The sequence below is a fragment of the Pantoea eucrina genome (assembly GCF_002095385.1).
In the GTDB taxonomy this organism is placed as follows: domain Bacteria; phylum Pseudomonadota; class Gammaproteobacteria; order Enterobacterales; family Enterobacteriaceae; genus Pantoea; species Pantoea eucrina.
Window position 1 is genome coordinate 1 of sequence record NZ_MIPP01000030.1, and the last position, 21,053, is coordinate 21,053.

General features: G+C 55.8%; 19 protein-coding genes. 13 read left to right on the plus strand and 6 right to left on the minus strand.

All coding sequences use genetic code 11. From position 1 onward, the window contains the following. On the plus strand, positions 1 to 1,442 hold a 1,442-nt coding region (gene fruA, locus HA43_RS13050), incomplete at its 5' end, for a PTS fructose transporter subunit IIBC (protein ID WP_128083817.1). A gap of 49 nt (positions 1,443 to 1,491) precedes the next feature. Here fruA and nfo read toward each other — a convergent pair. After that, entirely contained in the window at positions 1,492 to 2,340 is an 849-nt protein-coding gene (nfo, locus tag HA43_RS13055) for a deoxyribonuclease IV (protein ID WP_094111857.1), read from the minus strand. Between the two features lie 56 nt (positions 2,341 to 2,396). After that, positions 2,397 to 3,437 (minus strand): YeiH family putative sulfate export transporter, encoded by a 1,041-nt coding sequence (locus HA43_RS13060; RefSeq protein ID WP_071668033.1) that lies wholly within the window; start codon positions 3,435 to 3,437, stop codon positions 2,397 to 2,399. Between the two features lie 103 nt (positions 3,438 to 3,540). Between HA43_RS13060 and HA43_RS13065 the strand changes: the two genes are divergently transcribed. The 5 genes from HA43_RS13065 (at position 3,541) to HA43_RS13085 (ending at position 8,582) form a co-directional block, all read left to right on the plus strand. Continuing rightward, on the plus strand, positions 3,541 to 3,918 hold the full coding sequence (locus HA43_RS13065) for a YkvA family protein (protein ID WP_039385465.1): 378 nt from the start codon (positions 3,541 to 3,543) through the stop codon (positions 3,916 to 3,918). A gap of 9 nt (positions 3,919 to 3,927) precedes the next feature. Further along, positions 3,928 to 4,794, plus strand: a complete 867-nt coding sequence (yieE, locus tag HA43_RS13070; RefSeq protein ID WP_071668032.1) for a DNA-binding transcriptional regulator YeiE — start codon at positions 3,928 to 3,930, stop codon at positions 4,792 to 4,794. A gap of 132 nt (positions 4,795 to 4,926) precedes the next feature. Then, complete coding sequence (locus tag HA43_RS13075; protein ID WP_094111858.1) at positions 4,927 to 6,393, plus strand: amino acid permease; 1,467 nt, start codon at positions 4,927 to 4,929, stop codon at positions 6,391 to 6,393. A gap of 321 nt (positions 6,394 to 6,714) precedes the next feature. Then, a complete protein-coding gene (locus tag HA43_RS13080; protein WP_094111859.1) occupies positions 6,715 to 7,794 on the plus strand; it encodes a FecCD family ABC transporter permease in 1,080 nt (359 codons plus the stop codon). Further along, positions 7,794 to 8,582, plus strand: coding sequence for an ABC transporter ATP-binding protein (locus HA43_RS13085; RefSeq protein ID WP_094111860.1), 789 nt, complete (start codon positions 7,794 to 7,796; stop codon positions 8,580 to 8,582). The genes HA43_RS13080 and HA43_RS13085 overlap by 1 nt, the downstream gene beginning before the upstream one ends. Before the next feature lie 237 nt (positions 8,583 to 8,819). Here the strand turns inward: HA43_RS13085 and HA43_RS13090 are convergent, their stop codons facing one another. Continuing rightward, the gene (locus HA43_RS13090) at positions 8,820 to 9,290 is read right to left on the minus strand and encodes a hypothetical protein (RefSeq protein ID WP_094111861.1); all 471 of its coding nucleotides are present in this window, start codon (positions 9,288 to 9,290) and stop codon (positions 8,820 to 8,822) included. A gap of 95 nt (positions 9,291 to 9,385) precedes the next feature. On the opposite strand from HA43_RS13090, the gene HA43_RS13095 reads away from it, so the two are divergent. The 5 genes from HA43_RS13095 to HA43_RS13115 all read left to right on the plus strand — a co-directional run bounded on the left by HA43_RS13095 (position 9,386) and on the right by HA43_RS13115 (position 15,805). Next, the gene (locus HA43_RS13095) at positions 9,386 to 10,231 is read left to right on the plus strand and encodes a helix-turn-helix domain-containing protein (protein WP_039385452.1); all 846 of its coding nucleotides are present in this window, start codon (positions 9,386 to 9,388) and stop codon (positions 10,229 to 10,231) included. A gap of 755 nt (positions 10,232 to 10,986) precedes the next feature. Next, on the plus strand, positions 10,987 to 11,508 hold the full coding sequence (locus HA43_RS13100; protein WP_094111862.1) for a fimbrial protein: 522 nt from the start codon (positions 10,987 to 10,989) through the stop codon (positions 11,506 to 11,508). A 43-nt stretch (positions 11,509 to 11,551) separates the two neighbouring features. Next, a complete protein-coding gene (locus HA43_RS13105; protein WP_039385448.1) occupies positions 11,552 to 12,220 on the plus strand; it encodes a fimbrial biogenesis chaperone in 669 nt (222 codons plus the stop codon). 92 nt (positions 12,221 to 12,312) lie between these two features. Beyond that, positions 12,313 to 14,787, plus strand: coding sequence for a fimbria/pilus outer membrane usher protein (locus tag HA43_RS13110; RefSeq protein WP_244555233.1), 2,475 nt, complete (start codon positions 12,313 to 12,315; stop codon positions 14,785 to 14,787). 10 nt (positions 14,788 to 14,797) lie between these two features. Next, a complete protein-coding gene (locus HA43_RS13115; protein ID WP_094111864.1) occupies positions 14,798 to 15,805 on the plus strand; it encodes a fimbrial protein in 1,008 nt (335 codons plus the stop codon). 108 nt (positions 15,806 to 15,913) lie between these two features. On the opposite strand, the gene fghA is transcribed toward HA43_RS13115, so the two are convergent. Genes fghA through ptrR form a run of 3 tightly spaced genes read right to left on the minus strand, consistent with a single transcriptional unit; the run spans position 15,914 to position 18,868 of the window. Then, positions 15,914 to 16,756, minus strand: a complete 843-nt coding sequence (gene fghA, locus HA43_RS13120) for an S-formylglutathione hydrolase (RefSeq protein ID WP_094111865.1) — start codon at positions 16,754 to 16,756, stop codon at positions 15,914 to 15,916. A gap of 11 nt (positions 16,757 to 16,767) precedes the next feature. Further along, complete coding sequence (locus tag HA43_RS13125) at positions 16,768 to 17,892, minus strand: S-(hydroxymethyl)glutathione dehydrogenase/class III alcohol dehydrogenase (protein ID WP_039385441.1); 1,125 nt, start codon at positions 17,890 to 17,892, stop codon at positions 16,768 to 16,770. A 49-nt stretch (positions 17,893 to 17,941) separates the two neighbouring features. After that, positions 17,942 to 18,868, minus strand: a complete 927-nt coding sequence (ptrR, locus tag HA43_RS13130) for a putrescine utilization regulator PtrR (RefSeq protein WP_039385440.1) — start codon at positions 18,866 to 18,868, stop codon at positions 17,942 to 17,944. Positions 18,869 to 19,173: 305 nt separating this feature from the next. Between ptrR and folE the strand changes: the two genes are divergently transcribed. Then, a complete protein-coding gene (gene folE / locus HA43_RS13135; RefSeq protein WP_039385439.1) occupies positions 19,174 to 19,839 on the plus strand; it encodes a GTP cyclohydrolase I FolE in 666 nt (221 codons plus the stop codon). Between the two features lie 47 nt (positions 19,840 to 19,886). Then, entirely contained in the window at positions 19,887 to 21,047 is a 1,161-nt protein-coding gene (gene yeiB / locus HA43_RS13140) for a DUF418 domain-containing protein YeiB (protein WP_094111866.1), read from the plus strand. The last annotated feature ends 6 nt before the right edge of the window (positions 21,048 to 21,053 follow it).

Here is a 21,053-nt window from a genome sequence, read left to right on the forward strand (position 1 = left end):
GGCAGCCCGCAACCGCACCGGCAGCCGGGGCTGCCGCAGCACCGGTTACGGCCAGCGCGCAAAAGCGCATTGTCGCCGTTACCGCCTGTCCGACCGGCGTCGCACACACCTTTATGGCGGCAGAAGCGATTGACGCGGAAGCGAAAAAACGCGGCTGGTGGGTAAAAGTCGAAACCCGTGGTTCCGTTGGCGCGGGCAACCCGATTACTCCGGAAGAGGTGGCCGCCGCCGATCTGGTGATCGTGGCAGCGGATATCGATGTGGACCTGGCGAAATTTGCCGGCAAGCCGATGTACCGCACCTCCACCGGCCTGGCGCTGAAGAAAACAGCGCAGGAGCTGGATAAAGCGCAGGCGGAGGCGAAAGTTTATCAGCCCTCCGGCAGCCAGAGCGCCAGCGCACAGGGCGACAGCAAAGAGAAAGCGGGCGCCTACCGTCACCTGCTGACCGGTGTCTCCTACATGCTGCCGATGGTGGTTGCAGGCGGCCTGAGCATTGCGCTGTCGTTTGCGTTCGGGATCACCGCGTTTAAAGAGCCGGGCACGCTGGCAGCAGCGCTGATGCAGATCGGCGGCGGCAGCGCATTTGCGCTGATGGTGCCGGTACTGGCAGGCTTTATTGCATTCTCCATCGCCGATCGTCCTGGCCTGACGCCTGGCCTGATTGGCGGCATGATTGCCACCAGCATCAATGCCGGTTTCCTGGGTGGTATTATCGCCGGCTTTATCGCCGGTTATGCGGCGAAGTTCCTGAGCAGCAAAGTGAAGCTGCCACAGAGTATGGAAGCCCTGAAGCCCATTCTCATTATTCCGCTGGTTGCGAGCCTGATCACCGGCCTGCTGATGATCTACGTGGTGGGTAAACCGGTTGCCGGTATCATGAGCGGCCTGACCAGCTGGCTGGCCAACATGGGCACCGCAAACGCCGTGCTGCTGGGCGCCATTCTTGGCGGTATGATGTGTACCGATATGGGCGGTCCGGTCAACAAAGTGGCCTACGCGTTTGGCGTCGGGCTGCTGAGTTCGCAAACCTATGCGCCGATGGCCGCGATTATGGCTGCGGGCATGGTGCCACCGCTGGCGATGGGTTTGGCGACGCTGGTTGCACGCCGCAAGTTCAATAAAGGGCAGCAGGAGGGCGGCAAAGCGGCGCTGGTGCTGGGTCTCTGCTTTATCTCTGAAGGGGCCATTCCGTTTGCGGCGCGCGATCCGATGCGCGTGCTGCCGTGCTGCATCATTGGCGGAGCCGTGACCGGCGCCATCTCAATGGCGATTGGCGCGAAGCTGATGGCACCTCACGGCGGTCTGTTTGTGCTGCTGATCCCGGGTGCGATTACGCCGGTGCTGGGCTATCTGCTGGCGATTATCATCGGTACCGCGATTGCCGGTCTCGGTTACGCCGTGCTGAAGCGTCCGGAAGAGGAGCTGGCGAAAGCTGCGTAACCCGACGGACATAAAAAAAGGGAGCTAAGGCTCCCTTTTTTATTGTCCGCTATCCGGCGTGCTGCTCAGCTTTAAGCCAGGCGATCTCATCTTTCCAGATATCGGGATTGATGGTTTCCAGGATCAGCGGAATGTTATCGAAGCGCGCATCTTTCATCAGCCAGCTGAACACGGTTTTGCCGATGTTGCCTTCACCCAGACTGTGATGGCGATCGACGCGGCTGCCAATGGCACTTTTGGCATCGTTCAGATGCATACCGCGCAGATAGTTAAAGCCCACCACGCGCTCAAATTCGGAAAAGGTAGCGACACAGTCAGCTTCGGTGCGCAGATCGTATCCGCCGGCGAAGGTGTGACAGGTATCAAGACAGACCCCCACGCGCGATTTATCCTCGACGTGCGCAATAATGGTCGCAAGATGCTCAAAGCGATAGCCGAGGTTACTGCCCTGGCCGGCGGTATTTTCAATCACCGCGACGACATTTTGCGTTTTATCCAGCGTGATGTTGATCGATTCGGCGATGCGCTTCAGGCACGTCTCTTCATCAAGCTGCTGCAGATGGCTGCCGGGGTGGAAGTTCAGCAGCGTCAGGCCAAGCTGGTCAGCGCGCTGCATCTCATCCAGAAACGCGGCGCGTGATTTCTCCAGCGCTTCGGCCTCCGGGTGACCCAGGTTGATCAGAAAGCTATCGTGCGGCAGGATTTGCGCGGAAGAGTAGTTATACCGCGCGCAGGCGCTTTTGAACGCGTCAATGGTCTGCGCAGAGAGCGGTGCGGCTTTCCACTGACGCTGATTTTTTGTAAAGAGCGCAAAGGCGGTGGCCTCCAGCTCATGGGCGCGGATCACTGCCTGATCCACGCCGCCGGATGCGCTGACGTGTGCACCGATATATTTCATGCCGCTCTCCTGTATGGGCGTTAACTAAAGCAAGGCGCACATGATAGCGGAAGCGGCTATGCCATGAAATGTTGCACCAGCAAATTCAGTGCGCCGCCGCCGACGATGAGCCAGCAGAACATCATCAGCCCCAGCAGCAGCGGTTTTGCGCCCGCCTGTTTCAGCGCGGAGAAGCGCGTGGTCAGACCCAGCGCTGCCATCGCCATCGCCAGCAGCAGGTTGGCCAGCTGGTTCAGCGCGCTAACCACTCCGGCTGGCAGCAGCTGCAGTGAATTCACCAGCGCGACCGCGATAAACAGCAGTGCAAACCACGGAAAGCTGCGTGCAGACGTTGCCGTGCGCGGGCCGCGCTGCCGGAGCCAGCTGCCCAGCAGCAGCAGGAAAGGGGCCAGCATCATGACGCGCAGCATCTTGGTGATCACCGCCATATTCTCTGCTTCAGCGCCTATGGCGTGCCCGGCGGCTACCACCTGCGCCACCTCATGCAGCGTGGAGCCGGTAAAGATGCCAAACTGCGCGGCGCTGACAGCGGGCAGCAGTGCAAACAGCGCGGGATAAAGCAGGATCCCGGCGGTACCAAACAGCACCACAGTTGCCACCGCTACCGCCACTTTTGAGGCGTCAGCTTTGACCACGGGTTCCGTCGCCAGCACCGCCGCCGCACCGCAGATGCTGCTGCCGGCACCGATCAGCCACACCGTCTCGCGATCCATCTTTAGCAGCCGGATGCCAGCCAGGCAGGTAAGCAGGAACGTTGTGCCGATAATCAGCGTATCGATAATCACGCCGCGCAGGCCGACGCCGGCTATCTGCTGAACGGTGATGCGAAAACCAAAAAGAATAATGCCGAGGCGCAACAGGCGCTGTTTTGCCAGCAGCACACCGCTGTCGCAGTGGCTGGCGATACGCGGGTAAAAAGTATTGCCGGCAATAATGCCGCCAACGATCGCCAGCGTCAGCGCGCCCAGACCGACGTGAGACAGCCACGGCAGCGAGGTAAGCCAGGCGGCGCAGCCTGCCAGCGCCGCCGTGAGTGCCAGACCCGCCACCACCCGGCAGGGCGGGAGCACCGGTTTTATTATGCTAAATTCAGCCATTAACCACCTCCTGAGTATGGCAATAGCCTGCGCCTCTCTGATATAAAAGTGAAATTGATAATATCTTTATAATCGACCGGAATAAGTGATAAGGAGAAAGGCTATGTTTGTGCGTCTGCGCCGCTGGGCAAAGCTGATTAAGCGGGATGTCCTGACGCTGTGGTTTGCCTGTCGCGATCCGCGTACGGCATGGTGGTTCAAACTGATGGCGTTTGGGCTGGTGGCCTATGCGCTCAGCCCGATTGACCTTATTCCGGACTTCATCCCGATTATTGGTCTGCTGGATGACGCCATCATTGTACCGCTGGGCGTGATTATTCTGCTGCGCCTGCTGCCGCGCGATATTCGTATCAGCAGCGCTGAACGCGCGGAAGTACAGCGCGCGCGCGGAGTAAAAATTGTCAGTCGCGCCGGATTTGGCCTGATCCTGCTGATCTGGATCGGCATTATCGTCTGGCTGATACAGCGCTATATGGCCTGAGGAGCAAGCATGCATATTACGCTACGCCAGATTGAAGTGTTTACTGAGGTGCTGAAGAGCGGTTCCACCACCCAGGCCTCGCAGGTGCTGTCACTGTCGCAGTCGGCGGTGAGCGCGGCGCTGGCGGATCTCGAAAACCAGCTGGGAGTACAGCTGTTCGATCGCGTAGGCAAGCGGCTGGTGCTGAATGAGCATGGGCGGCTGCTCTATCCGCGCGCCGTCGGGCTGCTGGAGCAGGCGGGTGAAATTGAGCAGCTCTTCCGGGAAGATAGCGGGGCGATCCGGCTGTTTGCCAGCAGTACCATCGGTAACTATTTGCTGCCGGGCATGATTGCCGCCTACCGGCGCGATTTTCCCGCACTTCCGCTGGAGCTGAGCGTCGGCAACAGTCAGGATGCGATTCAGGCCGTTGCAGATTTTCGCGTGGATATCGGCCTGATCGAGGGACCGTGTCACGAGCCGGATATCATCAGCACGCCGTGGCTGGAAGATGAGCTGGTGGTGTTTGCAGCACCCGACTCGGCGCTGCTGCAGCAGCCGGTGACGCTGGTAAGCCTGGCGGCGGCACCGTGGATCCTGCGTGAACGCGGCTCCGGTACGCGTGAAATTGTTGATTACCAGCTGCTGTCGCATCTGCCGCAGTTTCAGCTGGGTATGGAACTGGGTAACTCCGAAGCGATCAAACATGCGGTACGGCACGGCATGGGCATCAGCTGCCTGTCGCGCCGGGTCATTGCCGACCTGCTGGAAGCGGGCACGCTGGCAGAAGTGGCGGTTCCGCTGCCGCGCCTGACGCGCACGCTCTATCGCATTCACCACCGGCAAAAACATCTCTCAAACGCGCTCAATCGCTTTCTTGCCTACTGCTGTGAATAGCCGGCGGCGGCGGGTGCTGCTAATAATCGCCCGCCGATCATGAAGGTAACTAATAACCCGAGGTGAATGCTATACAGCGCAGGGTTAGCTGCTACAATCGCGCCTTATTTTTATCCGGCATAGCGTTTACACATGCATAATGACTCAAAAACAACACAACAACCTGGGCTGCGCCGTGAATTAAAAGCGCGCCACCTCACTATGATCGCCATCGGCGGCTCCATTGGTACCGGCCTGTTTGTCGCTTCCGGCGCCACCATTTCACAGGCCGGACCCGGCGGCGCGCTGCTCTCCTATGCCCTGATTGGGCTGATGGTCTACTTTCTGATGACCAGCCTCGGCGAACTGGCTGCCTTTATGCCGGTTTCCGGCTCTTTTGCCACCTATGGCGCAAAATATGTTGAAGAGGGCTTTGGCTTCGCGCTGGGCTGGAACTACTGGTACAACTGGGCGGTGACCATTGCTGTTGATCTGGTCGCCTCGCAGCTGGTGATGAACTACTGGTTCCCCGATACGCCAGGCTGGATCTGGAGCGCCACTTTTCTCTGCCTGATGTTCCTGATTAACTTTATCTCGGTTAAAGGTTTTGGCGAAACAGAGTACTGGTTCTCGCTGATTAAAGTCGTCACCGTCGTTATTTTTATCGTGGTGGGGATTCTGATGATCACCGGCATTATGCGCGGTGCGGAACATGCAGGCTGGCACAACTGGACCGTGGGCGATGCGCCTTTTGCCGGCGGGTTTTCTGCAATGATCGGCGTGGCGATGATTGTCGGCTTCTCTTTTCAGGGCACCGAGCTTATCGGCATCGCCGCCGGTGAATCTGAAGATCCGGCCAAAAATATTCCGCGCGCGGTGCGGCAGGTTTTCTGGCGTATTCTGCTGTTTTATGTGTTTGCGATTCTGATCATCAGCCTGATCCTGCCCTATACCGATCCGCAGTTGCTGCATAATGACGTGACCGATATCAGCGTCAGCCCGTTTACGCTGGTGTTCCAGAATGCCGGTCTGCTCTCAGCGGCGGCGATCATGAACGCAGTCATCCTGACGTCGGTGCTTTCAGCGGGTAACTCCGGTATGTACGCCTCAACGCGCATGCTGTTTAATCTCGCCCGTGAGGGCAAAGCGCCGCGCATCTTTGCAAAACTCTCCAGAGGCGGCGTGCCGCGCAATGCGCTGATTGCGACCACCGTGGTAGCGGGTCTCTGCTTCCTGACGTCAAAGTTTGGTAATCAGGAAGTTTACCTGTGGCTGCTTAATACCTCAGGTATGACCGGTTTTATCGCCTGGCTGGGCATTGCCATCAGCCACTATCGTTTCCGTCGCGGCTATGAAGCGCAGGGGCGCGATCTGGCCGATTTACCTTACCGCTCCGGCTTTTTCCCACTGGGCCCTGTCTTCGCCTTTGTGCTCTGCCTGATTATTACGCTGGGGCAGAACTATCAGGCGTTCCTCGCCGACACCATCGACTGGTACGGCGTGGCGGCAACTTATATCGGTATCCCGCTATTTCTGATTATCTGGATGGGCTACCGGCTGACGCGCGGCAGCCGCGTAGTGAAATATAGCGAGATGGAGTTCCCGGTTTTTAAACAGTAAAACCTGGCGTGGCGGCATTCCAATCCAGACGTAGGGGGCGCATTTTTGCGCCCCTGGTTTCAGGCGATTCACCCAACCCAGGGCGGCATTAATGCCGCCCCTGTGATTGCACGATATGCAGGGGACGCATTTATGCGTCCCTGGTTTCATGCGATTCACCCGGACCAGGGCGGCATCAATGCCGCCCCTACGCATTTATGTGTTCCTGGCATATTGATGCATCCCTGCCGGTTTGAGCTTTGTTACAGAGATATAATTGATAATTATTATCACCTGCTCTATTGTGTCAGCCGTTATGATTACGGCTATACAGGTAGACTCATGCGTACGACGGATTCCGTGCTGATAGCGGAACACCCCCCTGAAGCTGACACCCTGACACGTTATCGTCAGGTGCTGCGTCAGCGACTGCTGCTGACTGGCGCACTGGTTGTTGCTATTCTCGCCTCGGTTATTCTCGATTTCACCCTCGGTCCGGCCGGGCTTACGCTGGAAACGCTCGGGCAGACCTTGCTGCATCCGGCCGCGATGGATGCCGGTACCCGCGTCATCGTCTGGGATATCCGTCTGCCCTATGCGCTGATGGCGGTGGTTGTCGGGCTGGCGCTGGGACTGGCGGGTGCCGAGATGCAAACCATTCTGAACAACCCGCTGGCGAGTCCTTTTACGCTGGGCGTCTCTTCCGCTGCAGCCTTTGGTGCCGCGCTGGCAATTATCCTCGGCGTCGGTTTTCCCGGCCTCTCCGATCAGTGGTTTATCTCCGCTAACGCCTTTGTGTTTGCGCTGTTTGCCGCGCTGATGCTGGATGGCATTACGCGCTGGAGCAAAGTCTCGACCTCCGGTGTGGTGCTGTTTGGTATTGCGCTGGTATTTACCTTCAACGCCCTGGTTTCCATGATGCAGTTTATCGCCAGCGAAGATACGCTGCAGGGACTGGTGTTCTGGACCATGGGTAGCCTGGCGCGCGCATCGTGGGAGAAGCTGGGCGTGCTGAGCGCTGCGTTTGCGCTGCTGGTACCGTTTTCCATGCTCAGCAGCTGGAAGCTGACCGCGCTGCGGCTGGGGGAAGATCGCGCCATTAGTTTTGGTATCGACGTGCGCCGTCTGCGACTGGCAACGCTGTTACGCATCAGCATTCTCTCGGCGCTGGCAGTAGCCTTTGTCGGCCCGATTGGCTTTATCGGCCTCGTCGCCCCGCATATCGCCCGCATGATGTTTGGCGAAGATCATCGTTACTATCTGCCCGCCAGCGCGCTGGTGGGCGCATTGGTGCTGTCGCTGGCCTCGGTTGCGTCGAAAAACCTGATCCCGGGCGTGATTATTCCGGTGGGGATCGTGACCTCGCTGGTCGGCGTTCCCTTCTTTCTGAGTATTATTCTGCGTCACCGGGGGAGCGTGTAATGGATTCAGGCTTACGTATTGAGCAGTTCAGCGCCGGTTACCCTAAGCGTCAGGTGATCGACAATCTGGACGTTGCCACGCTGCCGCGCGGCAAAATCACCGTGCTGCTTGGCCCGAACGGCTGCGGTAAATCCACGCTGCTGCGCGCGCTGGCGGGCCTGGGTAAAGGCGAGGGCGCACTCTGGCTGAACGGCGTTGATTTAATGGCGCAGCCCTTCACGCAGCGAGCAAAGCGGGTGGTCTACCTGCCGCAGACGCTGCCGGCCGGGGTTCATCTGCACGTACTGGAATCGATTATCGTGGCGCAGCGCGCCTCGGGCGGCCTCCATAGTGCGGACAGCGAAGCAGAAATTATGGCGCTGCTTGAGCAGCTGGGTATCGCTCATCTGGCGATGCGCTACCTCGATCAGCTCTCAGGCGGGCAGAAACAGCTGGTAGGTCTGGCGCAGTCGCTGATCCGCCGGCCGGAGCTGCTGCTGCTGGATGAACCGCTGAGCGCGCTGGATCTCAACTATCAGTTTCACGTGATGGATCTGGTACGACGCGAAACCCGGCTGCGCAATATGGTCACGGTGGTGGTGGTGCACGATATCAATATTGCGCTGCGGCATGCTGACCACGCGCTAATGCTGAAGCAGGGCCGGCGTCTGGCGGATGGCATACCCGCAGAGGTGATTACGCCGCAGACGCTGGCGCAGGTGTATGGCGTGCGCGGCCGGATTGAGCACTGCTCGCAGGGCATGCCGCAGGTAATGATTGACGGGCTGGTGGCAGAGTCGCTGATGTAGCTATATCTGCAATGCCAAATCTATAGTGTGATGGCTTGCCTGCCCACTGCTCGATCGGCCAGCCTGTCTCCTTCACCGGTATCAACACCTGTCAGGCCCCTTCGCCCTTTCAGCCCTGCAGTTAAGCGACAGGTTCACCATGAATGGCTATGAGGCCATGCAGGGGGCATGACCTCTTAAGGCCAGAGATATGCCAGCATGGCGTGAGATGGACTTAACCTGCACGATTTTTTCATTTCAAAATATCGATGAGAGCTTATCAATATTAAGCTTTTTAAGCGCTGAATGTCGCTGAGAATAAAACGTTTTAATGCTGCAGCTCCAGTCAAGCTTCCTGGTTTTCGTTAGCAGCGTTGTCTTTAATGCTTCAAATTCCCTTGGCGTAATGATTTTTTTATTGCTGCTGCATTTATACAGATTGCCCATAACGGCAGAGTAGATATTACCATTGTCAAATATAATGATTTTGCTGGAGCGGTAAGCCAGGCTGATAGCTAAAGGCATCATATCTCTGGACACCAGCAGTAAGATGATTTCATCAGCCCGCTCATTCTCTTCGCAAAAGCAGATGAAATCTTTTAGTGATGCTTTGTTAAGCAGGAAAACCGATGCTTTACTAAAATGAAAAAGAAAGCGCTCTTGCAGATAAAGTTCGCTAAATCCCCTCTCCAGAAAGTAGTTTTCTTTTTGAATTAAATTAACATCCATATTACACCCCGTTAACAGTATGGTTGATTTTATTTCCATTCTTTTGCTTTTAGCCGTAGCATATAATTCCCAGGGCCATAGGATCGGGAATTCTTATGAAAACAGGTGTAAAAGCAACTACAGTCAGAGATATCGAAAATTGCTATAGCAAAATAATGCAAAGCGAAAATTTTCATGCGGCTTTGATGACGCATGCAAATATGATCTGTAAAGAGTTCGCATCCAATAAGATGTTCTATAAATACATTTTCAAAAATAACAGATTTCTTGCATCCGTGATTATCACGTGTGTCTTCTTTAAAAAAGAGAAGCCTTGCCTGAATGATATAAAGTATCAGTGCATCAGAACCAATATGATCAGTCCTAATACTGTCTCTTCTCTGCTATTACTGTTAAAAACGGGTAGCTATATATCCACCAGAAAAGACACTATTGATAAGAGAAAAACGCATTTTTCAATTACTGACCGGGGATTGAAGTCAGCGATGTCGTTAACAAAGACGGTGGCTATTCCATTAGATGAAATGGGTATAACGGATTTCAAAGTCAATAACTTCTCAGTAGAGAATATGCAAAGCTTCTTTAAAAGATACTATGACATATTTCATCACGATATCCATCTTATTAATATTGCTGACAAAGCTGATATTTTTATCAACAAAGACTCCGGTCATATGATTATGACTCATCTATATCTTCACGGAACTACCGCACAAGACTGCGGTGAGGCATTAACCATCATCAGCCTGGCGAAGCGCTGCGGCGTATCACGCTCGCATCTTCGTAACATCATATTAGAAGCGAAAGAAAATTCCCTGGTGGATTACGATCCGAAATCAGGCCGCATACACATTCTGGAGTCTTATAATGCGATGTATCATAAATATATGGCGTATTATTTTTCTTTTGTCCTTTATGCCGCCGAGAATTTCAAAGATTAGTTGCTCTTCCTTTCTGCATTGCGGTAACACTGGTAATGCAGAAAGAGTAAGTAATCCTCCTGGCTTTGTAAATGTTAATGATTAGACCCAAAAAAAAACACCTGATCTGGACAGGTGACTTCCCCTGAACGCAAAGAGCTGAATAAAAGATCGCATTTAGCAAGCATTCTTTCTTAGCAAGCAAGGCACGATACTAAAAGCGTTGCATTTCGGCGATAATGCCGAACTATGATTATAACTAATTGTTTTTGATCAATAATATGCAATGATAGTTGTCATGATAGACCCATCTGCTTTTGTGATTCAAATTTTTAATTCATAATAGCTAATGTAAATGATCAACGGTGATTATTATTACACAGGTAAACCGATCATTGTTTCTTAACTGAATCATTAAAGAAAACGTATTTTGCTATCCTGGTTAGCTGTTTATTCGAAATGCGAGTTAGGATTTTTCTCAATACCGATCAGTATGCCTGGATACATATAGGAATATAATAAAATAGGATGATTTAAATAATCTTATTACCTGGTTTTTAATTTTACATAAACGTGCTCTGAACGGGCTAAAGCAGATATAAATTCTGTCTCTGCCGTTATGTCATTTTTTTATTTCAATTTATTCCGCTGTTTTTTTTTCAGGTTTACCGGGTTAGCTCGTAACTCTACTCTCTGGCTTCCCTGGTCAGGGATTGATAGTTAGGGCGATAGCTGTTTTTCGGCAGCATTCGGTTATCTTGAGACGAGGTATAATTATGAAAAAAAAGACACTTATTGCTGTGCTGGCGGCTGCCGGCATGTGCCCGGCCGTATTTGCTGCCGATGGCACAATAAATTTCACCGGGAGTATCCGCGATACAGCCTGCACCGTTAATACCAGCTCTGCTACGCAGACCGTCAATCTGGGCACTGTAGCCGCCAGCTCTTTTGGCGCGGCCGGTACGCAGGCCTCGGCAACGCGTTTTACCATTAACCTTACCAGCTGTCCGACAGCGGTGACGTCAGCCAGCATCCGCTTTGACGGTCCGCTGGCGAGCGGCAACTCCAGCCTGCTCGGCCTGACGTCCGGAACCGGCGTGGCTACCGGCGTTGGTATCGGTATCTATGAACAGAACAGCACCACGCTGATTCCTGTCGGGCAGGCATCTGCGCCTGTCACGCTCTCTTCTACCGGCACCAATGCCCTTAATTTCATCGCCAAATATGTGTCAACTGCTGCTACCGTTGGCGCAGGTACGGCGAATGCTGCTGCCACGTTTACCGTTGCCTATAACTGATAATGCGAGCCGCTTGCGGCTCCTTCTCTTCAGGGAAGACTTCATGATTCGTTTTTGTATTCTATTGATAGTGCTGATCAATCCACTGATGAGCCTGGCAGGGGTTGAGATAGGGGGTTCACGGCTCATTTATGAGGGGAATGCGCGGCAGGCTGCGCTGAGCATCAGTAATCCGGATGATTATCCCTACCTGATTCAGGCATGGGTAGATAAAGATCCTACACAACGTCACAGTGACAACACGTTTATTGCCACGCCGCCCCTGTTCCGGCTGGAGCCGCATACGCAAAATTCTGTCCGCATTGTCTATACCGGCGCGGCGCTGCCTGCCGATCGGGAATCTCTGTACTGGCTGAGCATTAAGTCCGTGCCGGGCACGCCGAAAGAGGAGACCAATCGCCTGTTAATCACCGTAAAAAGCGTCTTCAAACTCTTTTACCGGCCGGCAGGGTTACCAGGCGATGCGGCGACAGCGTTTGAAAAAATCACTTTTCGTCGTCAGGGCGACCGTATTTACGCTTCTAATCCCACGCCGTTTTATATCTCCTTTTATGAACTGAAAATGGGCAACGCTAAGCTGAAATCGCTGCCTGTGCTCAGTCCATTATCAGAGCAGGCTATCGATTTTCCGCCGGGAACCGCAGGCACGCTATCCTGGCGGGCGATTAATGATTACGGCGGTATTACCGACGTCAGAACTGCAAAAATCTGATTAAGGCCTGACCATCAATGCGGACGACGCTTTTTACCCGCCAGTCAGGCCGGTCGGCGTCAGCGATGACAGGCTTCATGCTGGCAGCGCTGATGAGCCCTCCCGGATCTGCAACAGATTATTTTGATCCTGCCGCGCTCGAGCTGCGCGGGCAGGTGAGTGCTATCGACCTCTCGGCACTGGAACAGCCCGGCGGTCAGATCCCCGGACGATATCGGACGGAAATCTATCTGAACAGCCGCTATATGGCTGAAAGAATACTAAATTTCACGCTGGGTGAGCGTGGACTTATCCCGGAGATCACTAAAGAAGATCTGCTTTCCTGGGGCGTGCGCAGCCAGGCGACACCGGCATTTTCAGCGATGAGCAAGGGATCACTCCGCCAGCCGATCGATCGCGTCCTGCCCGACGGCCAGCTTAGCTATGACTTTGCTCAGCGGCGTCTGGATATCAGCATTCCTCAGGCGTTTATGCAGCAGAGTGTGCAGGGAGCGGTCTCCCCTGAAGAGTGGGATGACGGGCTGCCTGCTGCCTTTGTGAATTACGCCTACAGCGGTGCCAGCAGCCGCAGCGACGCTCGTCAGGGAACGGTTCAGAATAATTATCTGAATCTGCGCAGTGGCGTAAACCTGGGAGCATGGCGTCTCAGAAACTATTCATCCTGGTCTGATAACAGGCGCTCGCGCCAGTGGAACAGCATCAATACTTACCTGCAGCATGACGTTAAATCACTTAACGCGCAGTTTGTGGCGGGTGACAGCTATAGCCCGGCAGGCGTGTTCGATAGCGTCGCTTTTCGCGGCGTGCAGCTCTACTCTGATGACAATATGCTGCCGGAAAGCCGGCGTGGATTTGCCCCGGTCATTCGCGGCATCGCGCAGAGTAATGCGCGCGTTACCATTCGCCAGGATGGAAACATCATCTATCAGGCTTATGTTTCACCAGGACCTTTTGCAATTACCGATCTCTATCCTGTCTCCTCAGGCGGCGATCTCAGCGTCTCAATTCGCGAAGCAGATGGCACAGTGCGTCAGTTTGTTCAGGCATTCTCAGCAGTGCCGCTGATGCTGCGTGAAGGTCAGGCTAAATATGCACTGACGGCGGGTAAGTATCGGGTGGTTGCCGCTGATAATGCCGCCCGGTACGAACCACTCTTTTTGCAGACAACCGGGAGCTATGGTCTGACGAATGCCAGCACGCTCTACGGCGGAATAATTCTGTCCGGCGATTATATGAGCAGTAGTCTGGGATCGGCTAAAGGGCTGGGTTATCTGGGTTCGGTCTCGATAGACGGAACCTGGGCGCATGCGCAGTCAGGTGAGATCGAAAAACAGGGGGCATCGTTCCGTTTTCAGTATGCCAAAGATTTTACCGCCAGCGGAACCACGTTTAATCTGGCCGGCTATCGCTACTCAACATCCGGCTATATGGATTTTAATGAGGCAAATGGCTATTACAATACACCCCCGCTTAATGCCAGCAATGATGAGCTGATTGGTTCAAAGCAGGCGCAACGCGTCTGGACGGAGTGGCGCAATCGCCACAATAAACGCAGCCGGGCCGAGCTAAACATCAATCAGAGGCTGGGCGATTTTGGCAGTCTCTATCTGTCTGCTTATCAGCAACAATACTGGGGCATAAGCGGCCGGGAAAATACGTTTAATCTCGGCTACAGCATCAGCCACAATGCGGTGAGCTATACGCTTAACTACATGCGTTCGTCCTCGCCCTGGCTAAGCCAGCAGAATAACGTGTTTTCGCTGGCCGTTCAGATTCCGTTTGAACGCTTTATGCCGAAAAGCTGGCTTAACGTCTCAGCCAGCCAGACAAACAGTAGTGGATTGATGGCATCAGCCGGTATTGCGGGCGTGGCGCTGGCGGATAACACGCTTAGCTATAACATTCAGCAGGGTTATGCCAGCCGGGGAACCGGCGGGTCGGGCAGCGCAACCCTCGACTATAAAGGTTCTTCCGGTGAATATCTGGCGGGCTATAACGTAACCCGCCAGACGCGACAGCTTAATTATGGCGTCATGGGGGGGATCCTGGTTCACCCCTGGGGCCTTACTCTATCGCAGCCCTTAGGCGATACGATGGCGCTGGTAAGGGCAGACAAAGCGGCAAATGTGAAGGTAGAAAATAGCACTGGTGTTTATACCGATAGCCGGGGTTATGCCGTGGTGCCCTATCTCTCTCCCTACCAGCGAAACATCATCAAACTAGATTCCGGCACGCTGGCCGACGACATCGATCTTACTGCAGATACCCGTCGTGTTGTGCCAGGACAGGGCGCGCTGGTTCTGGCAGATTTCCCGACAGCGGCGGGGCAGAAAATAATGCTGACGCTGAATTCAGAAAAAACTATTCCTTATGGCGCGTCGGCCACGGTAACCAGCGGCAGCCAGACATCATCAGGTATCGTAGACGATCGTCATCAGGTTTATCTGAGCGGCGTGCCGTCGCGCGGCACGGTAAAGGTGGTCTGGCAGCACGACGGATGTCAGGCCGATTACGTCCTTCCCGGCGACAAGCCGGTTATACAACTTATTAGCCTGCAATGCCGGTAAAGGATTAACCATGCGAAAAATTCTGCTGCTTATTATTCTGGCTCTGCCCGGTGCCTTTACGGTGCAAACGGCTTACGCCTGGAACTGTTCCGTTGCGACAGCGACAAGCGTTATCACGCCGCCAACGCTGGTGGTACAGAGAGATCTACCGGTTGGCGCCATGATCGGGAGCGTGCTGACCTCAGATATGGCGGGAAGATTTAGCTGTTCAGATACGCCTGCGCCGGCGCTGACCTATCAGGAGTTTGGCATCAAGAGTCATGGCAAAAATGTCAAGATTATTGACGGACGCAATATCTACAGTACCGGTATTGCAGGCATTGGCTACGCATTCGGCGGGCTGTCCGGGAATAACTGTGCCGGCACGTCAGGGTGGGTGGATAGTGTCTGGGGACCGAACGTTCAGCAGCTCTGCAAAAGCAGTGGCCTGCTGGCCAGTCAGCCGATGACGGGGCAGGCGCTGGTGCAGTTCTATAAGACGGCGCAAACCACCGGCAGCGGTAGCGTCGGCGCGCAGCTGATTGGCTCATTTATCCTGCGCAACAATCAGTCAGCCTGGATGTGGCCGGAGGCATATATCAACCTCGGTGCATTGACGGTAACGACGGTGGCCTGTTCGGTAACCAATAGCGCGCTTTCGGTCACAATGGGTACGGTGCAGAAGCGGGCCTTCAGGGGCGCGGGCACCGGACCGGGCGACAGTTTTACCCGCACGCTGACCATTCCGCTGAACTGCAATGCAGGTACGCGGGTAAACGTGCAGATCGATGGCAGCGTTCAGGATGCGGCAAATGGCGTACTCAATCTGACCGGCGGAACTGGCAGTGCAACAGGAGTGGGCATTCAGCTGCTCTACAACAATGTACCGTTAACGCTGCAAAAGCCAATTAACACCGGCAGTGCGGACACAGCCGGAACGTTCAGTATCCCGCTGCAGGCGCGCTATTATCAGACCGGAAGTGATATTACGCCCGGTACAGCAAATGCCACCGCCACCTTTACAATTACCTATCAGTAATGGTGCGACGCCTGCCGGGAAGGTCTAATCGCAGTGAACCGGTCAGAGATAAGCGGAAGGGGCAGCTGATAGCCAGCCCGGGCTGAGAAGCCCGCGGCTGGCAAAGGACTATACCAGCAGATGTTTCGCGTGAAAGCGCAGGTGATCTTCCACAAAAGTGGCGATAAAGAAGTAGCTGTGGTCGTAACCCGGCTGAATGCGCAGCTCCAGCGGGAATCCCTGTTCGCGCGCAATCGCCTCAAGGCGCTCCGGACGCAGCTGGTCCGCGAGAAACTGATCGCCGTCGCCCTGATCGATCAGCAGCGGCAGACGCTGCTCCGCCTCCTGCATCAGCAGGCAACTGTCCCATTCCCGCCACGCCTGGCGGTCGTCGCCGAGATAGGCAGTAAACGCCTTTTGTCCCCAGGGGACGTCGCAGGGATTCACAATCGGTGCAAAGGCTGAAGCGGAAGCAAAGCGTCCGCCGAGGCGCAGTGCCAGTACCAGCGCACCGTGTCCTCCCATTGAGTGGCCCATAATCGACTGCCGATCGCTCAGCTTGAAGTTATCCGCCAGCAGCGCCGGCAGCTCCTCGCTGAGGTAGTCAAACATACGATAGTGCGCCGCCCACGGCTGCTGCGTTGCGTTGAGATAGAAGCCGGCGCCCTGGCCGAGATCGTAACTCTCATCGTTAGCCACCGCGTCCCCGCGCGGGCTGGTGTCCGGCATAATCAGCACCAGACCCAGCTCTGCGGCCACGCGCTGCGCGCCCGCTTTGGTGGTGAAATTTTCGTCGCTGCAGGTCAGTCCGGCGAGAAACCAGACCGCAGGCGGCGGCGTATCAGCTTTGGGCGGCGGTAAAAAAATGCTGAACGTCATCGGGCAGTTCAGCACCGATGACTGATGTCGCCAGCGTTGTTGCCAGCCGCTAAAGATGCGGTGTTCTTCCAGCAGTTCCAGCGTGGATGCCATAACGCCTCCGGTTATTTGTTGAAGTGCACCACAGAGCGAATCGATTTCCCTTCGTGCATCAGATCAAAGGCGTCGTTGATCTCATCCAGCGCCATGGTATGGGTGATGAAATCGTTCAGCGCAAACTTGCCATCCAGATAATCCTGCACGATACCCGGCAGCTGGCTGCGGCCTTTCACGCCGCCAAACGCGGAACCCCGCCAGACGCGGCCCGTGACCAGCTGGAACGGGCGGGTGGAGATCTCTTCACCGGCACCGGCCACGCCGATGATGACCGACTCACCCCAGCCTTTATGACAGCACTCCAGCGCCGAACGCATGACGTTGACGTTACCGATACACTCAAATGAGAAATCGACGCCGCCATCGGTCAGCTCAACGATGACATCCTGAATAGGCTTATCGTAATCTTTCGGGTTGATCAGGTCGGTGGCACCCAGCTTGCGGGCCAAATCAAATTTGCTGGTATTGATATCGATAGCGATAATGCGGCCCGCTTTTGCCATCTGCGCACCGATGATCGCCGAGAGGCCAATACCGCCGAGACCAAAAATTGCCACGGTGTCGCCCGCTTTAACTTTAGCGGTATTCATCACCGCGCCCATGCCGGTGGTCACGCCGCAGCCCAGCAGGCACACCTCTTCCAGCGGAGCTTCTTTACTGATTTTCGCCAGCGAGATTTCCGGTACAACGGTGTACTCGGAAAAAGTAGAGGTGCCCATATAGTGGAAAATAGGCTGGCCATCTTTAAAGAAGCGCGTAGTGCCATCCGGCATCAGTCCCTTGCCCTGGGTGGCGCGGATCGCCTGGCAGAGGTTGGTTTTGCCGGAGAGACAGAACTTACATTTGCCGCACTCCGGAGTGTAGAGCGGGATAACGTGATCGCCCACGGCGACGCTGGTAACGCCTTCGCCCACCGCTTCCACCACGCCGCCACCTTCATGACCGAGAATGGCCGGGAAAACGCCTTCCGGATCTTTGCCGGAGAGCGTATAGGCGTCGGTATGGCAAACGCCGGTAGCAACGATGCGTACTAACACTTCGCCTTTCTGCGGCGGCATCAAATCCACTTCTTCGATTTTCAGCGGCTCGCCAGGTGCCCAGGCAACGGCGGCACGGGTTTTAATCATGTTCATGCAATCCCTCTTGCGGTAGATGCGGGCCAGTGGCCCTGGTGGTCATTACTTATTTCAGCAGCGTCTGCTCGCTGTCCGGCAGCGGATGCAGCAGGCCGTCGTGCTGTGGCCGGTCATCAAACATATCGATAATCAGGTATTTCAGCGCCTCGACGTTCGGCGTAAACGCATCGCGTCGCCACATCAGCCAGGTAGCGGTATCGCGATAGAGCGGCGGCAGCGCGTGCTCCTGTACCCGCTCGCGTGCCGGCATCTGCGCCAGCACGGAGGCGGGCAGCATTGCCACGCCGCCGCCGCCCGCCACGCAGGCAACCATCGCGTGATAGGACTGGATCTCCATGACGTTGCGCGGTGCGCTCTGGCTGTCGCGGTACCAGCTCTCCAGCCGGGTGCGGTAGGAGCAGCTGTTGCCAAAGGCAAACAGCGTATCCTGCTGGGTATCGCGTGCGCTGAGGATCGGCGGATGTTCAGGGCTGGAGATCAGCACCATCTCTTCGCTGAAGGCGATACAGCCGTTCAGGTCATCATAGGGAGCCGGACCATCAACCAGCGCCGCCGCCAGCGTGCCGGCGCGCACTTTGTCGATGATATCGCCCGATGTGCCGGTCACCAGGGAGAGCGCCACCGCCGGGTAGCGCTGATGATAGGCGGCCAGCAGCGCCGGCAGGCGGGTAGCTGCCGTGCTCTCCATTGAACCAAAAGCAAAATTGCCGCCTGGCTCACCGGCGCGGGCGATATTCAGCGCTTCATCGCTCAGCGCCAGAATACGGCGGGCGTAGTTGAGAAAATTATGCCCCATCGGTGACAGACGCATGCGCTGCTTCTCGCGGATAAACAGGTCAACCCCGATCTCCTCTTCCAGCTGGCGCAGGCGCGTAGTGAGATTAGAGGGCACGCGATGCAGCTGTTCAGCGGCTCGCGCCAGAGAACCGGTATCGGCTACACAACAGAACATTCGCAGCTGAACTAAATCCATCCTCTCATCCCGTAAGCAACAAGTGCAATGTTATTCATATTTTGTGAGTCTAAACTGCCCGCCGGCGGCTGGCAAGTGCGTTATTGCCGCTTTTGCAGTTTAGCCAGGCGCGCTGCTGATAAGTGTAGTGATAGCGACAGCAACAGCCGCTTTTTTGCGCCTTTTGGTACCGCGCACGCGCACGTGCTGATTGCCAATCAGATTGATTACTGGATTAAGCCTGCGTTGTGTTTCACAATACGCGCTCAGAATTTCCCCCGCGGGCTATGTTCCGCGGGCGCATCACCTGCCGGAGAATGAGAACGATGAGCACCTTAAGTCAGGAAGCCGCCCTGGTTCATGAAGCGCTGCTGGCGCGCGGTCTGGAAACGCCGTTACGCGCCCCGGTGCGCGAAATGGATAGCGAAACGCGCAAGCGTGAAATTGCCGGTCACATGACGCAAATCATGCAGCTGCTGAATCTGGACCTGGAAGATGACAGCCTGATGGAGACGCCGCATCGCATCGCAAAAATGTATGTGGATGAGATTTTCTCAGGTCTCGATTACGCCAACTTCCCGAAAATCACCGTTATCGAAAACAAAATGAAAGTGGACGAGATGGTGACGGTGCGTGACATCACGCTGACCAGCACCTGCGAACACCATTTTGTGATCATCGATGGCAAGGCGACGGTGGCCTACATTCCCAAAGACAAAGTGATTGGCCTGTCGAAAATCAACCGCATCGTGCAGTTTTTCGCCCAGCGCCCGCAGGTGCAGGAGCGGCTGACGCAGCAGGTGCTGGTCGCGCTGCAGACGCTGCTTGGGACGACTAACGTGGCGGTGTCGATTGATGCAGTTCATTACTGCGTAAAAGCGCGCGGCGTGAAAGATGCGACCAGCGCAACCACGACCACGTCGCTGGGCGGGCTGTTTAAATCGAGCCAGAATACGCGTCAGGAGTTCCTGCGCGCGGTACGTCATATCTGATCCCCAGGCGGCCCCGGTGCCGCCTTTTTTGATGGCTGAGGGCCGCAATGCAACGCTACCAGGCGCTGGATTTTATTCGCGGATGCGCGGTTCTGGGCATTTTGCTGCTCAATATTACCGGCTTTGGCCTGCCGTCAGCCGCCTATCTTAATCCCGCCTGGCAGGGCAGCGTTACGCCGCAGGATGCCTGGACCTGGGCGATACTGGACGGGCTGGCGCAGCTGAAATTCCTCACGCTGTTTGCACTGCTGTTTGGCGCCGGACTGGCGCTGCAGATCCCCCGCGGTAAGCGCTGGATCAGCACGCGCCTGACGCTGCTGGTGCTGCTCGGGTTTATCCACGGCGTCTTCTTCTGGGAAGGGGATATTCTCCTCGACTATGGGCTTATCGGCCTGATTATCTGGCGTCTGCTGCGTGAAGTGCCCTCTGAGCGTGCGCTGTTTCAGACCGGCGTGCTGCTCTATCTGGTCGGCTGTGCGGTGCTGCTTATCTTCGGAGCGATCTCCGGCAATCAGAGCAGCAGCGGCTGGCAGCCAGGTGCCGCTGTGCTGGAATATGAAAGTTACTGGAAGCTGGTGGGCGGCTGGGAAGCGGTACGCAACCGGCTCGATCTGCTCGCATCGGGCCTGATGGCGCTGGCATCCCAGTATGGCTGGCAGCTGGCGGGGCTGATGCTGATGGGTGCCGCGCTGCTGCGCTGCGGCTGGCTGACCGGTGAGTTCAGCCTGCAGCACTACCGGCGCGCCGCACTGCTGCTGCTGACGACCGGCTGGCTAATCGCGGTGCCGGGTATCGTTGCGCAGTGGCAGCTGCAGTGGGCGCAGCGCTGGACCAGCTTTTATCTGCAGGTGCCGCGCGATCTCGCCTCGCCTTTTATCAGCCTCGGCTATGCGGCGCTCTGTCTCGGCTTCTGGCCTGCGCTCGCGCGTAACCGGCTATGCAACCTGATTCAGGGAGTGGGGCGCATGGCGCTGAGCAACTATCTGTTACAGACGCTAATCTGTACCACGCTTTTCTACCGGTTTGATCTCTTCCTGTACTTTAACCGGTTACAGCTGCTGGCGCTGGTGCCCGTTATCTGGGTAGTCAATCTTCTCTTCTCAGCGCTCTGGCTGCGCTATTTTCGTCAGGGGCCGCTGGAGTGGCTGTGGCGCTGGCTGACGCAGCGTCTCTCTGCAACCGGCACCGCAGTGCCGCCTGTCAGATAATGACCT

Excerpts from the sequence above, each read along its gene's own strand:
- HA43_RS13095 (WP_039385452.1), top strand. The coding sequence starts at position 9,386 with ATGAAAACAGGTGTAAAAGCAACTACAGTCAGAGATATCGAAAATTGC.
- folE (WP_039385439.1), top strand. The coding sequence starts at position 19,174 with ATGAGCACCTTAAGTCAGGAAGCCGCCCTGGTTCATGAAGCGCTGCTG.
- ptrR (WP_039385440.1), bottom strand. The coding sequence starts at position 18,868 with ATGGATTTAGTTCAGCTGCGAATGTTCTGTTGTGTAGCCGATACCGGT.
- HA43_RS13105 (WP_039385448.1), top strand. The coding sequence starts at position 11,552 with ATGATTCGTTTTTGTATTCTATTGATAGTGCTGATCAATCCACTGATG.
- HA43_RS13110 (WP_244555233.1), top strand. The coding sequence starts at position 12,313 with ATGAGCCCTCCCGGATCTGCAACAGATTATTTTGATCCTGCCGCGCTC.
- HA43_RS13075 (WP_094111858.1), top strand. The coding sequence starts at position 4,927 with ATGCATAATGACTCAAAAACAACACAACAACCTGGGCTGCGCCGTGAA.
- HA43_RS13100 (WP_094111862.1), top strand. The coding sequence starts at position 10,987 with ATGAAAAAAAAGACACTTATTGCTGTGCTGGCGGCTGCCGGCATGTGC.
- yieE (WP_071668032.1), top strand. The coding sequence starts at position 3,928 with ATGCATATTACGCTACGCCAGATTGAAGTGTTTACTGAGGTGCTGAAG.
- HA43_RS13090 (WP_094111861.1), bottom strand. The coding sequence starts at position 9,290 with ATGGATGTTAATTTAATTCAAAAAGAAAACTACTTTCTGGAGAGGGGA.
- HA43_RS13085 (WP_094111860.1), top strand. The coding sequence starts at position 7,794 with ATGGATTCAGGCTTACGTATTGAGCAGTTCAGCGCCGGTTACCCTAAG.
- HA43_RS13125 (WP_039385441.1), bottom strand. The coding sequence starts at position 17,892 with ATGAACATGATTAAAACCCGTGCCGCCGTTGCCTGGGCACCTGGCGAG.
- HA43_RS13115 (WP_094111864.1), top strand. The coding sequence starts at position 14,798 with ATGCGAAAAATTCTGCTGCTTATTATTCTGGCTCTGCCCGGTGCCTTT.
- HA43_RS13060 (WP_071668033.1), bottom strand. The coding sequence starts at position 3,437 with ATGGCTGAATTTAGCATAATAAAACCGGTGCTCCCGCCCTGCCGGGTG.
- HA43_RS13080 (WP_094111859.1), top strand. The coding sequence starts at position 6,715 with ATGCGTACGACGGATTCCGTGCTGATAGCGGAACACCCCCCTGAAGCT.
- fghA (WP_094111865.1), bottom strand. The coding sequence starts at position 16,756 with ATGGCATCCACGCTGGAACTGCTGGAAGAACACCGCATCTTTAGCGGC.
- HA43_RS13065 (WP_039385465.1), top strand. The coding sequence starts at position 3,541 with ATGTTTGTGCGTCTGCGCCGCTGGGCAAAGCTGATTAAGCGGGATGTC.
- nfo (WP_094111857.1), bottom strand. The coding sequence starts at position 2,340 with ATGAAATATATCGGTGCACACGTCAGCGCATCCGGCGGCGTGGATCAG.
- yeiB (WP_094111866.1), top strand. The coding sequence starts at position 19,887 with ATGCAACGCTACCAGGCGCTGGATTTTATTCGCGGATGCGCGGTTCTG.